Here is a 12,985-nt window from a genome sequence, read left to right on the forward strand (position 1 = left end):
CTCACGCGGCCACCCCCGCCCGGGGCGCCAGCCGGTGGGCCACGAGGTCCGCGCCGAGATTGATGACGACGGTCAGGACGCCGAACACCACCGCGAGCCCCTGCACCACCGGCACGTCGCGTTCGGCGACGGCGTTGAGGAGCACGGTGCCGAGACCGGGGATCACGTACAACGCCTCCACGACGATGACGCCGCACAGCAACCAGTCGACGGTACGGGCGAGTTGCTGCACCGCGGGGGCGAGGGCGTTGGGCAGGGCGTGGGTGTAGCGGACGCGAGGGCCCGAGATCCCGTACCGGCGGGCCTGCGCCACGTACGGCGAGGCCAGTGCGTCGATCATGCCCGCCCGCACCAGCCGGGACAGCGAGCACACCGGGCGTGCCAGCAGGACGAGCACCGGCAGGACGAGCGCGGCCGGGTGGCCGAGCAGGTCCGTGCCGTAGCCGACAGCGGTCGGCGGCAGCCAGGCCAGTTGCAGCGCCAGGACGGTCACGAGCAGCACGCCGAGGGCGAACTCGGGCACCGCGTACACCGCGAGCGTCACCGAGCTGATCAGCCGGTCGGCGAGCCGCCCCTCGTGGCGGGCGGCGAGCACGCCGAGGCCGAAGCCGAGGGGAACGAGCAGCGCCAGGGTGAGCGTGGCCAGCAGGAGCGTGGGGCCGAAGCCGTCGGCGATGTAGCGGCCGACCGGGCGGCCGGAGACCAGCGAGGTGCCGAGGTCGCCGTGGAGCAGTCCCGTCGCCCAGTCGGCGAGCCGCTCGTAGGCGGGTTTGTCGAGGTGCATGGTCTCGCGGATCGCCGCGATCCTGGCCGGGTCGGGCTGGTCGCCGGCCAGGGCCACGGCGGCGTCGCCCGGCAGCGCCTCGGTGAGCGCGAAGACCAGCAGCACCACGGCCACGGTCTGCGCGGCACCGAGGAGCAGCCGCCGGGCGACGAAGGAACGCAGTCCGCTCACGCCAGCCAGACCTTGTCGAAGCGCGCCCAGTCGAGCGTGTTGGCGGGCGCCTTGGTCTCAACACCGCGCACAGTGCGGGCCGTTCCGAGGATCCAGTCGGCGAACCCCCAGATCAGGAACCCGCCCTCGGTGTACAGGCGGCGCTGCATCCGGTTGTAGACGGCGGCCCGCGCGGACTCGTCGCGGGTGGACTGGGCCTGCTCGTAGAGCGCGTCGAAGTCCTTGTGCTGCCACTTGGTGGCATTGGTGGTGGAGTCGGTGAGCAGCCGCTGGGAGATGTGGGCCTCGATCGGCATGGCGCCGGAGCGGTAGCAGCACAGGGTGCCGTTGTTGAGGATGTCGGCCCAGTAGGAGTCCTTGCTGCCCATCTTCACGTCGATCGTGACACCGGCCTTGGCGGCCTGGTCGCGGAAGATGCTCGCGGCCTCGGTGAAGCCGGCGGCGACGGCCGAGGTGTCCAGGGTGACCTTGAGGTTCTCGGCTCCGGCCTGCTTGAGCAGGGCGCGGGCCTTGTCGAGATCCTGCTCGCGCTGCGGCAGGGAGTCGTCGTAGTACTCGTACCCCTTGCCGAACAGGTCGTTGCCGACCACCCCCGCCCCGGACAGGGCCCCGTCGACGAGCTCCTTGCGGTCGGCGATGAGGAAGAACGCCTGGCGCACGCGCGGGTCGTCGAAGGGCGGCCGATCCGTCTTCATGCAGAAGGCCTGCATGGCGCTGTTGCGGAGCCGCACGATCTCGATCTGGCCCTTGCCCTCATGGGCGCGGGCGGTGGTCGGGTTGAGTTCGTGCGCGTACTCGACCTGTCCGCCGAGGAGCGCGTTGACGCGGGCCGACTCCTCGTTGGCGACCACGAATTCCAGCTCGTCCAGGTGCGGGGCGCCCTCCCAGTAGTCGTCGTAGCGGCGGAAGACGGCGGAGCGGCCGGGGGCGAAGGAGACGAACCGGAACGGGCCGGAGCCGATGGGCTTCTTGTCGAAGTCCGTGGCCTTGGCGGGGACGATGTACGCCCCGAACGCGGCGAGCACGTTGGGGAATTCGGCCGTGGGGCGCTTGAGCACGAACTCGATCGACCGCTGCCCGGTGGCGCGGCTGGCCTCGAGGTCGATGGGCTCCAGGGACGCCTTGGCGCGGAACGCCTTGTCCGGGTCGGCGATACGGCGGTAGCTGTAGAGGACGTCCTCGGCGGTGACCGGCCTGCCGTCGTGGAAGGTGGCCTCGCGCAGGGTGACCTGCCAGCGGTCGAGGCTCTTGTTGGACTCCCATTTGGTCGCCAGCCGCGGCTGCGCGGAGAGGTCGGCACCGTAGTCCGCGAGCTTGTCGTACAGGGCCTTGGCGCGGGCGACGTCGGCGAAGAGGTTGGCCAGGTGGGGGTCGAGGGTCTCGCTCGCGCCGCCGCCCGCGAAGGCGGCCCGCAGCCGCCCACCGCTCTTCGGAGCGCCGTCGCTCTTGGCGTCGCTGTCGCTGTCGCCGGTGCCGCAGCCGGTGAGGGCGAGTGCGCCCAGGGAGGTGGCGGCGAGGAAACCGCGGCGGTGCAGGCCGGGATGACGTTCGTCGTACATGGATGTCCCTTGAAGTGAGATGTCAGAGGGTGGAATTGAGGCGCGCGACAACGTGCAGCCGGTCCGCGTCCGCCGTGTCGCCGGGCAAGTCGCCGTCCTGCCACGGGGGTTCGGTGCGTGGGCCGGGGCCGTCGTGGAGTTCGAGCACCTCGAAGCCGTGCGCGGCCAGCAGGTGCCGTAGCTCCTGGGGGAACAGCAGCCGCCACGCCGAGTGCTGCACGACCGGCTCGGAGCCGTCGTCCGTGGTCCATACGCGGGTGCGGCGCAGGAGTTGGGCCGTGCGGTCCACGGTGAGCGTGGTCGTGGAACGGTGGACGGTGCCCTGCCAGGTGAAGGAGTTGGCGGTGGGCATGTCCAGCAGGTCGGTGCGGCCGAGGAAGTACGCGCCGTTGCGCATCTCCGCGACCAGCAGCCCACCGGGCGACAGGGCCCGCCGGCAGGACGTGAGGAACGCGTCGAGCTGGGCGTTGGTGTGGCAGTACAGCAGCGCGCTGTCCAGGCACACCACCGCGTCGAACCGGCCCATGTCGAACCCGTGCAGGTCGGCGTTGACGTACTCGGGCCCGGGATGGTGAACGCGGGCGTGGGCGAGCATCGCCTCCGACAGGTCGGCGCCGGTGACGGTGCGGCCGACGCCGTGCAGATGGGCGGCGTCGCGGCCGGTGCCGCAGCCCATGTCGAGGACGCGCGGTCCGGCCCCGTGCCGGCGCAGACAGTCCTCCGTCCAGCGCCCGGCCAGCCGGTCGGGGTCGGGGAAGCGGGCCTCGTACAGCTCGGGGTTGTCGGTGAGGAGGTTGCGCGGAACAGTCATCACGGGTCCCACCTCAGACCGTCGCCGGTACGGCGGGTCGCTGCTGCGTCGGCAGTGAGCCCGCCCGGTGCAGCCAGGCCACTCCCAGCGCCGACGCGAGCCCGAACAGGGCGCAGCACGCCCACGGCAGCCAGTCGGCGCCGCCGCGCTCCCCGGCGTCCATGGCCCAGCCGACGACGGTGTTGCCGACGGCGGCGGCGATGCCGGACACCACGTAGAAGATGCCGAAGTAGGTGCCGGTCAGCTCGCTGCGGCCGAAGCCGGGGATGAGTTCCATCACGAACGGCTGGGCGACCATCACCCCGAGGTAGAGCAGCAGCGCGCCGGCCAGGACGGGCAGGGTGCGCAGCACGGGATGGCCGGAGGAGCCCACGACCAGGGCGGGCGGCAGGAACGCCACCGCCATCAGCCCCAGCCCCGTGGCGATCCAACGCGCCCTGGTCCCCCGCTCCTTGAGGGCCCGGGTGATGCGCAGTTGCAGCGCCAGGTTGGTGAGGGTGCCGACCAGGAAGACGAGCCCTGCGGCACCGTCCCAGCCGGTGGCCTGCCGGGCGCCGTCGGGCAGCAGCAGGTACAGCTGGTTCTCCAGGGTGAACATGCCGACCATGGCGAGCGCGAAGGCGAGGAAGGCCCGGTTGCCGAGCACCTCGCGCCAGTCGGCGAGCACGGTGCCCTTGCTCGGCTCGACCTCCCGGGCGGGCAACACGAGGGCCTGCGCGACGGTGAGCACCGCGAAGATGCCGGCCGCGGTGAGCGCGGACGTACGGAAGTCGACGAGCAGCAGCGCGCTGCCCAGCAGCGGACCGACCAGCGCGCCGGTCGCCGCGAACACGTTGAACAGCGCGAACGCCTCCGCCTTGCGCTCCTCCGCCTCCTGCGCGATGTAGGTGCGCACGGCCGGGTTGAACAGCGCCCCGGCCAGCCCGCTCAGCACGGACGCGGCGAGCAGCACGGCCAGGTCGTCGCCGAGCGCGAACAGCGCGAACCCGACGGTCCGCAGCGCACACCCGGCGATGATGACGCCCCGCGCGCCGAGCCGGTCGGAGGCGGAGCCGCCGATGATGAACAGGCCCTGCTGGCTGAGGTTGCGCACCCCGAGGACGATCCCGACGACGGCCGCCGACATGCCCAGGTTGTCGGTGAGATGGGTGGCGAGATAGGGGATGAGCAGGTAGAAGCCGGTGTTGACACCGAGCTGGTTGACCAGCAGCAGCTGGACGGCGAGCGGAAAGCCGCGCATCTCACGCCACGTCTTCATACGCCCCCACCTCCACAACTCCGAGACCGGGACGGCCATTTGCGCGTACGACGCCGTCCTCGCCGCCGATGCCGGCCCACGGGTCGTGAGCGAGCAGCAGATGACCGTCGAGGTCGGTCCAGCGGGCCCGGTCGGCCAGGTGCACGGCGGGCGCGAGACCGAGGGTGCTGGCGGTGAGACAGCCGAGCATGAGGTCGGTGCCGCTGCCGTCGATCGCCGAGGCGATCCGCAGGGCGGCGCGCACCCCGCCGCACTTGGCGAGCTTGACGTTGACGCCCTGGACGCGTCCGGCCAGTCGGCGTACGTCCGCCAGGTCCACGGCGTCCTCGTCGGCGATGACCGGCAGCGGTGAGCGCTCGGCCAGCGCGCCCAGCGCCTCCGGGGTGCCGGGCGGGATCGGCTGCTCGACGGCCTCGACACCGATCTCGGCGAACCGGGGGAGCAGCGCCTCGGCCTGCGTCGGCGTCCAGGCGCCGTTGGGGTCGAGGAGCAGCCGGGCCCGGGGAGCGGCGTCGCGGATGACGCGGACCCGCTCCACGTCGTCCTCCGGGTCGGCGGTGCCCGCCTTGACCTTGATGACCTCGAAGCCGCTCGCCGCGAGCCGGCGGGCCTGCGCGGCCGCGTCGGCCGACGCGGTGATCCCGATGGTGCGGGCGGTGGCGGCGACCGGGGGCACGTTGGTGCCGAGGAGCCGGTGGACAGGGTGGCCGGCCCGCTTGCCGACGAGGTCGAACAAGGCCGACTCAACGGCGGCGGTGACGGCCGGGGGAAGGTCTGAGCGCGTCAACTCGCTTTCGTACAGGGCGCTTTCAGGGTCCGGGAAGCGGGTCAGGGCCGTCCCGGCCGCAGTGAGGAGTCGTTTCAGTGTGTCGGTATCGAGTCCGTAATAGACGCTGGTGACGGCCTCGCCGTGACCGGTGACGCCGTCGTGTTCGACGGTGAGCCACACGGCGTCGCGGGCGGACATGGTGGAGCGGGAGATGCGCAGCGGCTCGGCGAGTGCGAGGTGTACGGTGCGCAGGCTGGCCTTCACGGGGTCCTTTCCAGGAGCAGGGGGTCGGCGACTCGGGTGCAGCGGACCCAGCCGGTGGCCTCCGCCGCACGGGGGTGCGGGATCTCGACGGGGCGAGTGGCGGCTGTGGTGAGGTCGAGGCCGTGGGCGGCGGCGAAGTCGTCGTCGTAGACGGTGCCGAGGTAGCGGTGCGGGCCGTCGGGGAAGACCGTGGCGACGACCGCGCCGGGGTGGACGCGGGCGGCCCAGGCGGCGACGCGGGCGGCGGCGCCGGTGCTCCAGCCGCCGCTGACGAAACTGCCGCGGGCGAGGCGCCGACAGCTGTCGATGGCCTCGGCGGGGCCGACCCAGTGGACCTCGTCGAAGGCGTCGTAGGCCACGTTGCGCGGATGGATGCTGCTGCCCAGCCCGCGCATCAGCCGCGGCCGGGCGGGCTGGCCGAAGATGGTGGAGCCGGTGGAGTCGACGCCGATCAGCCGCAGCGCGGGCCAGCGGCGTCGCAGCGGGCCGATGATGCCGGCACTGTGGCCGCCGGTGCCGACGCTGCACACCAGGACGTCCAGATGGTCGAGCCGGTCCACGAGTTCGGCGGCCAGCGAGGCGTAACCGGCGCTGTTGTCGGGGTTGTTGTACTGGTCCGGCCAGTACGCGCCCGGCAGAACCGCCAGCAGTTCCCGCAGCCTGGTCAGCCGTGCCGCCTGCCAGCCGCCCCGGGCTGCGGGACGGTCCACGATCTCCAGCCGGACGCCGTGGGAGCGCAGCAACTGCCGCATGGACGGCTCCAGTTCACTGTCGCCGACCAACACGACGGGGTGGCCGAGGGCCTGGCCCGCGAAGGCGAGCCCGATGCCGAGCGTTCCCGAGGTCGACTCCACCACCGGTGCCCCGGGCCGCAGTTCACCCCGCTGCCGGGCGCCCAGCAGCATCGACACGGCGGCCCGCGCCTTCATGCCGCCCGCCGCCAGCCCTTCGAGCTTGGCCCAGAAACCGGGGTGGGGGCCGGGCAGTTCGGCGGTGACGCGGACCAGGGGAGTGCGGCCGAGGAGGGTGAGCAGTTCCGGGCGGGCGACGGGGAGGACGGCCGTGGTGGTCATCGCCCGCCCTCCGGGCCGCCTGTGTAGCGATGGACGACACCGGCACCGCCGTCGAGCCAGAAGAACGGGTAGGGCTCGGCACACACCGCGCTCACCCCGTGACCGAGGAGGCGCGGCAGTACGGCACTGCCGGTCTGCGCGAACGCGACCAGCTGCTTGCCGTGCGTCCGCGCGTGCTCCCGCAGCGGATCGAAGGTGCCGTTGCCGAGCGTCATCCCCGACACCAGCAGCGCGTCGCAGCGGCCGACCTCGGCGAGCGCGTCCGTGGCGACGGCCTCGCCCCACTCGGTCAGCCCGCCCTTGAGGTCGCACGGCACATAGCGCAGCCCGCGTGAACGCAGCGCCTCCAGCAGGGAGTTGACGACGCCGACCACCAGCACGCTCGCGCCCGCGGGCAGGTCCAGCAGGCCGATCACGGCCTGCGCCCGCGCGCGGGACTTCTCCAACGACGTCCCGGCGGGTAGTGCGGTGGTCGTGGCCCCGTGTTCCGGGGTGTGCGGGGTGACGTGCATCAGATAGGCGTCCAGCGCAGCCACCCGCACCGGCAGCAGCGGATGATCGAGCAGTGTGGCCACGTCGGCGCCCACACACTCCTCCACCGCCCCGTCCGGCAGGGCGCCGGGCTCGACCGCGCAGGAGCCGACGGCCGCGCCCAGCCGCAGACTGAGCACCTCGTTGCGATAGCCGGTGCCACGGCCCTCGTGCCGTACCGCCTGCCGCGTGGTGAAGGCCACGGCGATGCGCTGTCCCGCCGGGTCGGGGCCCAGCTCACCGGCGCGGGCGCGCGCGAGGAGGCCGTCGAAAGTCAGGGTGTCGGCGGCGGTGGTCATCGGATCACCAGCCCGGAGCGCAGCTCGCCGAGCAGGGCCTCGACCCGGTCGCGGGCGCCGAGGCCCGTGGCATCGGCCGCCATGACGTGTCCCAGGTACTCGTTGTTGCTGCCCGCCGCCTTCACCTGCCGGCCGGGCTCGGCGAGCTGGAGCTCCAACACCCCGGGCGCGTCCCGGAGTTCGGCGCCGTCCAGTGCTTCGAGGGTGCCCGAGGTCTCCGGCACCAGGAAGCCGATGGCCGCGCTGCGCAGCCCGGTGGCGCCGCCGCGCAGATCGGGTTCGTGACCGAGGGAGACGTCCACGAAGGCGGCGGCCAGGTCGATGCCGGTCACATGACGGACCAGCTCGGTGATGCGGTTCCCGGCGGGCCGCGGATTGACCTCGACGACGCGGGGACCGGCGGAGGTCAGCTTGATCTCGGTGTGCGCCACGACCCCGTCGGTGAGACCGAGGGCCTTGAGCGCGGCGAGCGCGGTGTGTTCGGCGGCCTCGGTGTCGGCGGCGGACAGGGCGGCCGGGAACATGTGCCCGGTCTCGATGAACGCCGGCGCCCCGCCGATGCTCTTGTCGGTCACGCCCACCACGTGCACCGTCCCGGCGTACGACACGGTCTCGACGCTCACCTCGGGGCCGTCCAGCAACTCCTCCAGCTGCACCGCCGGATCGCGCCGCTGGCCGCGGGCGTTGACCGGGAACTCCGCCAACGCACGTACGGCGTCCGCCAGTTGCTCCTCGTCGTCCACGCGCCGCACATACATGCCCGCGCACAGGTCGACGGGCTTGACCACCAGCGGATAGCCGATCTCCCGCGCCGCCCGCGCGAGATCGGCCCACTCCTCGTGCACGGCGTACCGCGGTCCGGGCACGCCCGCCTCGGCGAGGACCCGACGGGTGGCGTCCTTGCGGCAGGCGTTCTCGACCGCCTCAGGGCCTGGGCCGGGCAGGCCCAGTCGCCCGGCGATCCGTGCCACCGCTGGCAGGTAGTAGTCGCAGGAGGTGAGGACACCGTCGAAGCGCAGCACCGTGTGCAGCCGCTCGATCTCGGGCAGCAGGGCGTCGGTGTCGTTGGTGTCGGTGGTGATGACGTTGCGCGCGCCGAGCAGCGGGTGGGCGGCGCCTTCGGGCGCCGAGCGGAGGTAGTGGTGCAGATCGCGGGTGAGGAACGTGAACTCGTGCCCGCCCTCCCGGACGGCCCTCGGCAGCAGTCTGCTCATCGACCCGACCCAGCTCTCGACCATCAGCAGATGAGCCACAACTCCCCTTTTCGTGCAGTGAGTTCAGGATTCAGGGCAGCCCGGAGAAGCCCTCGGGAGGGAGGGGCCGGGCATTGCGCTCAGACAAGCTATCGATAATCATTTTCATTTACCAGTCCCTTACCGGACCGATCCATGACCCATGGCCCTGCCGACCCCTGCCCGGAGAACTCCTTGTCCCGTCGCACCACCCTGCTGGTCACGCTCACGGCCGCAGCCGCTCTGCTGCCCGCGGCCCCCGCCCAGTCCGCACCCCCGCCCCTGAAGCCCCTCCACTTCGGCGCCTGCCCGGACTCCGTCCCGCAGCCCACGGCCCCCGACCGCGTCGAGTGCGCCCGTCTCAGCGTCCCGCTGGACTGGGCGCACCCCGACGGCCGACGCATCGAGGTGGCCGTCTCCCGCGTCCCCGCCTCCGGCACTCCGGCCGAGCGCCGCGGCGTCCTGCTGGTCAACCCCGGCGGCCCGGGCGGCTCCGGCCTGCCCTACGCGGTCACCAAGCGCGCCAAACTCCCCGAGAGCGTGCGGCGTTCGTACGACGTCATCGGCTTCGACCCACGCGGCACCGGCCGGAGCGCACCCGCCGACTGCGGCCCCATGGGCGGCCTCTTCGACAGCCCGGGCGCCGACCCCGTCCCCGTCGGACCGACAGCGGAACGGGCCTACCTCACCGCCCTGCGCGACATGGCCGACGACTGCGCGGCGAGCGAACGCGACGTGCTGCCGTACTTCTCGACGGAACAGATCGCCCAGGACATGGACGCGATACGCGCCGCGCTCGGCGAACCGGCGACGAACTTCCTCGGCGTCTCCTACGGCAGCTACCTCGGCGCCGCCTACACCGCCCGCTTCCCGCAGCGCACCGGCCGCATGGTCCTCGACAGCGTCGTCGGCCCCTGGGACTGGTACGACTTCGACGTCATTCAGAGCCGGGCGCTGCTGCGCCAGCGCGACACGTTCTTCGCCTGGGCCGCCGCCCACCCGCACCGCTTCGCCCTCGGCGACGACGCGGCGGCCGTCCGCCGGGCCTACCTGCGCGTCCGTGCCGGGCTCACCGCCCACCCGGTCGCCGGCTTCGGCCCGGCGGAGTTCGACCGTGCCGTGTACCGGGCCCTCGGCCGCACGGAACGCTGGACGGGCCTGGCCGACGGCCTGCGCGCCTACCTGCGGGACGGCACCGTCGACGCCCTCCGCCCCACGACCGCCTTCGAGAGCCCCGACTCACGCACCTACGAGGCCGCCAATCGCATCACCAAGTGCGCGGACGGCCCCGGACCCGCCCCGCGGCGCATCCTGGCCGACATCCGCGACACCCGGCGTCTCGACCCCCAGCCCGTCCTGACCGGCATGGAGGCGTCCGCCTGCGCCTACTGGCACCACCGCCCCACCCAGCGCACCCCGCTCGGCAGCCCCGACGCCCCGCCCCTCCTCCTGGTGGCCTCCGCCCACGACCCCGTCACTCCCATCGAGGGAGCGCACCAACTGCGCCGCCTCCTGCCCGGCTCCCGTCTGATCACCCTCTACGACGACTACTCGCACGGCGTCTTCGCCAGCCGTGGCAACACCTGCGTGGACCAGACGGCGGGCGCCTACCTGGTCGACGGGACGGTGCCGGCGACGGACGTCCGCTGCACGGGCCCCGGGCTGCCGGGAGTGTCATGACGGCGAGGCGGCGGCCCTGGGCCGCCGCCTCATTCCGAACCTCCGGTCAGTGCGCCAACTGGCCCACCACACGCCCCAGTTCGATCCGGTCGATGTTCGGCGCCCAACCGGTCGCGTTGCCGAACGTCATCGTGTTGGACCCCTTCTTCAGATCGACCGGGACGCCCCGCGTCCAGTAGTCGTCCCAGCTCCAGGTGTTCTTGAAGGTCGCCCGCGTCGGCACACCCGAGTCGACGGTGATGTCCGCCGTACGGGACATGATGTCCGTGTTGTAGGCGTGCCCGTTGTCGCGCCGCTCGTTGTGCGCGTACTGGACGACCAGGAGGTAGCGGCCCGACTTGGGCGCGTTCACCGTGAACTCGGCTGCGCTGGACGGGCTGTTGCCAAGGGAGCCGATGTAGGAGCCGCCGGAGGCGTGCGCGGAGTCGACGAGTTCGGCGCCGCCGGACAGGGTGGCCGAAGCTGCCTCGTACGCGAGCGTGCCGGTGGTCGAGCCGTTGCCCGAGACGTCGAGGGAGCGGACGGACGCGTGCCCCGCGGTCATGGCGACGCGGTTGTTCCCGGCCACCAGATACAGCCGCAGAGGCTGTCCCGGAGCTGCCGTCACCGTCTCCCCGTGCAGCCGCAGCTTCACCGGTGCCGAGGCGCGCGAGACGACCGTGAAGTAGCCGTCGCGCGGCGCGTAGACGTCGAAGACCGCCTTGTCACCGGTGCGCAGGACGAGCGAGCCGGTACCCACGCCGTTCGACGACGAGTAGTCGTACGACGGCCTGCCGCTGATGTCCGCGAGCGTGGCCTCGTACGAGGCGGACGGCGCGCCGGTGCGCGCGGTCAGGTCGATCCGGTCGAGGGTCACCTCGGCGTCGCCCTTGGCCAACGTCACCACGTGCGAGCCTGCCGTGAGCCGGATGCCGACGTCCTTCTTGGCGCGGTAGGTCCAGTTCTCCGTGGACGGGTACGACACCGATACGGGGTCACCGCCGTCGACCGAGAGCTTCTGGGTGGCCGGGCCGCCGGACTGGTTGCCGTAGAGGATGGCCAGGTCATACGTGCCGTCCTTCGGGACCGACACCGTGAAGTCCACCTTGCTTGCGGCCTGGTTGAGCGAGCCGATGTCCTTGGTGCCGGAGGCCGCGTAGCCGTTGGCGTTGCTCACGGTGCCTTGTGTGTAGACCTGCCCTGCGGTGATCGAGGCGTCCTCGGCCTCGTACGACGCCGACCAGGGGACGGTGGCGGGGGAGGGGGTGCCCGAGCCGCCCGGTGTGAGGACGATCCGGTACGCCGACATCTTGCTCATGCCGCGCAGCGGGACGGTCACCGTGCCGTCGTCCGCCACCTTGAGCTTGGTGCGGGTGAGCACCTGCGGTGCGGCGTGCTGCCCTTCGTACCCGGACCAGGCCGCCTCGGCGACGGTCGCGGTGACCGTACGGCCGAACACGGACCGCGGGACGTTCCGCACCACGACGTCCGAGTCACCGGCCGAGCCGCCCAGCAGCACCTGCGCCTGACGGCGGGAGGGATCGAGGGAGGCGAGGCCCTGGAGGGTGTCGATGGTGTTCGGCTGGGGCGGGGTGACCTTCACCGTGTCGCCGGTCATCCCGGCGTACCAACGGAAGAACCACCAGCCGCCGTTGGGGATGTTGGAGCGCACCACCTGACCGCTGAGATTGCCGGCGGCGTCCCAGTACGCCATGTTGGCGTACACCTTGTTCCTCTCGAACATCGAGACCCACTGCACGAGCTGTCCCGGCACGGACAGGTCGCGGCGGTTGGCGTACTCGTCGATGTTGATCTTGAGTGGGTCGATGCCCAACTCGCGCTCAAGGGCACGGTAGTTGTCGTAGTGGCCCTGGAAGTCGCGGAGCGAGCCGGAGCTCAGTTCGTGCCAGGTCATGATCTGCGGCAGGACGTTCTCGCGTTGGGCGAAGGTGAGGAAGTCCCGCAGGAAGCGCGGGTAGTAGCCGGTCTCGTTGGGGCCCGCGATCACCGCGTCCGGGTCGATGGCGCGGATGCGGTGGTAGACCGTCTTCCAGTGCGCGAAGAAGCGGTCGCGCTCGACCTCGTACGCGGCCTGGTCGGTGAGGTTGAGCTTGTACCAGATGAAGTCCGGTTCGTTGAACGGGATGTAGACGAAACGGTCGCTGTTCGGGTCGGCCGCGATCTCCTTGGTGATCTTGTCGACCTTGGGGAGATAGTCGTCGATGCCGAGGTCCTCGTACGGCCACTTGGCGTAGATGTCCTGCATCATCACGTTGATCTCGCCGCCGCCGTTGCGGAAGAACGCCTTCGACACGGACAGCGCGTCGCCGTTGGGGTGCTGGGCGCCGCCCTCCGGTTTCTGCGAGATGCTGGTGATCTTCAGGGGTTCCAGGGCGGCGTCGCTGGGAACGCCGTCGTCGCCGAGGCCGTACAGGGCACCGTTGGCGCCGAGCGTCACCGGGCCCTCGGATGTGGCGAGGTCGACGGTGAGGCGTTGCGGGTCGGCGGCCGACGCGGAGCCCATGGTGGGGAGCATGGCGGCGAGGGCAAGTGCGGCTGTCAGCAAGGCGGTTCG

At 71.9% G+C, this 12,985-nt stretch carries 10 protein-coding genes; 1 reads left to right on the plus strand and 9 read right to left on the minus strand.

Translation table 11 applies throughout. The features are described from left to right. Nucleotide 1: 1 nt before the first annotated feature. From IQ210_RS13330 to IQ210_RS13365, 8 genes are read right to left on the minus strand one after another with little or no spacing between them, the layout of a single operon-like run. Nucleotides 2-955 (minus strand): ABC transporter permease, encoded by a 954-nt coding sequence (locus IQ210_RS13330; protein ID WP_194079166.1) that lies wholly within the window; start codon nt 953-955, stop codon nt 2-4. Then, nucleotides 952-2,514, minus strand: a complete 1,563-nt coding sequence (locus IQ210_RS13335; RefSeq protein WP_194079167.1) for an ABC transporter substrate-binding protein — start codon at nt 2,512-2,514, stop codon at nt 952-954. The genes IQ210_RS13330 and IQ210_RS13335 overlap by 4 nt, the downstream gene beginning before the upstream one ends. Nucleotides 2,515-2,536: 22 nt before the next feature. Next, the gene (locus tag IQ210_RS13340; RefSeq protein WP_194079168.1) at nt 2,537-3,325 is read right to left on the minus strand and encodes a class I SAM-dependent DNA methyltransferase; all 789 of its coding nucleotides are present in this window, start codon (nt 3,323-3,325) and stop codon (nt 2,537-2,539) included. 13 nt (nt 3,326-3,338) lie between these two features. Then, nucleotides 3,339-4,583, minus strand: a complete 1,245-nt coding sequence (locus IQ210_RS13345) for an MFS transporter (RefSeq protein ID WP_194079169.1) — start codon at nt 4,581-4,583, stop codon at nt 3,339-3,341. Beyond that, nucleotides 4,567-5,616, minus strand: a complete 1,050-nt coding sequence (locus tag IQ210_RS13350; protein WP_194079170.1) for a dipeptide epimerase — start codon at nt 5,614-5,616, stop codon at nt 4,567-4,569. The genes IQ210_RS13345 and IQ210_RS13350 overlap by 17 nt, the downstream gene beginning before the upstream one ends. Next, nucleotides 5,613-6,689: a PLP-dependent cysteine synthase family protein gene (locus IQ210_RS13355; RefSeq protein WP_194079171.1), complete on the minus strand. Its 1,077-nt coding sequence runs from the start codon at nt 6,687-6,689 to the stop codon at nt 5,613-5,615. Before IQ210_RS13355 ends, IQ210_RS13350 begins: the two co-directional genes overlap by 4 nt. Beyond that, the gene (locus tag IQ210_RS13360) at nt 6,686-7,519 is read right to left on the minus strand and encodes a Rossmann-like domain-containing protein (RefSeq protein ID WP_194079172.1); all 834 of its coding nucleotides are present in this window, start codon (nt 7,517-7,519) and stop codon (nt 6,686-6,688) included. The genes IQ210_RS13355 and IQ210_RS13360 overlap by 4 nt, the downstream gene beginning before the upstream one ends. After that, complete coding sequence (locus IQ210_RS13365; RefSeq protein ID WP_194079173.1) at nt 7,516-8,772, minus strand: ATP-grasp domain-containing protein; 1,257 nt, start codon at nt 8,770-8,772, stop codon at nt 7,516-7,518. Before IQ210_RS13365 ends, IQ210_RS13360 begins: the two co-directional genes overlap by 4 nt. Before the next feature lie 174 nt (nt 8,773-8,946). Here IQ210_RS13365 and IQ210_RS13370 point away from each other — a divergent pair, with 174 nt between their 5' ends. Next, the gene (locus IQ210_RS13370) at nt 8,947-10,431 is read left to right on the plus strand and encodes an alpha/beta hydrolase (protein WP_228047717.1); all 1,485 of its coding nucleotides are present in this window, start codon (nt 8,947-8,949) and stop codon (nt 10,429-10,431) included. Between the two features lie 46 nt (nt 10,432-10,477). On the opposite strand, the gene IQ210_RS13375 is transcribed toward IQ210_RS13370, so the two are convergent. Then, nucleotides 10,478-12,946, minus strand: coding sequence for a carbohydrate-binding protein (locus IQ210_RS13375; RefSeq protein ID WP_194079175.1), 2,469 nt, complete (start codon nt 12,944-12,946; stop codon nt 10,478-10,480). Nucleotides 12,947-12,985: the final 39 nt, after the last annotated feature.

This window comes from Streptomyces justiciae, assembly GCF_015163075.1.
GTDB lineage: Bacteria > Actinomycetota > Actinomycetes > Streptomycetales > Streptomycetaceae > Streptomyces > Streptomyces justiciae.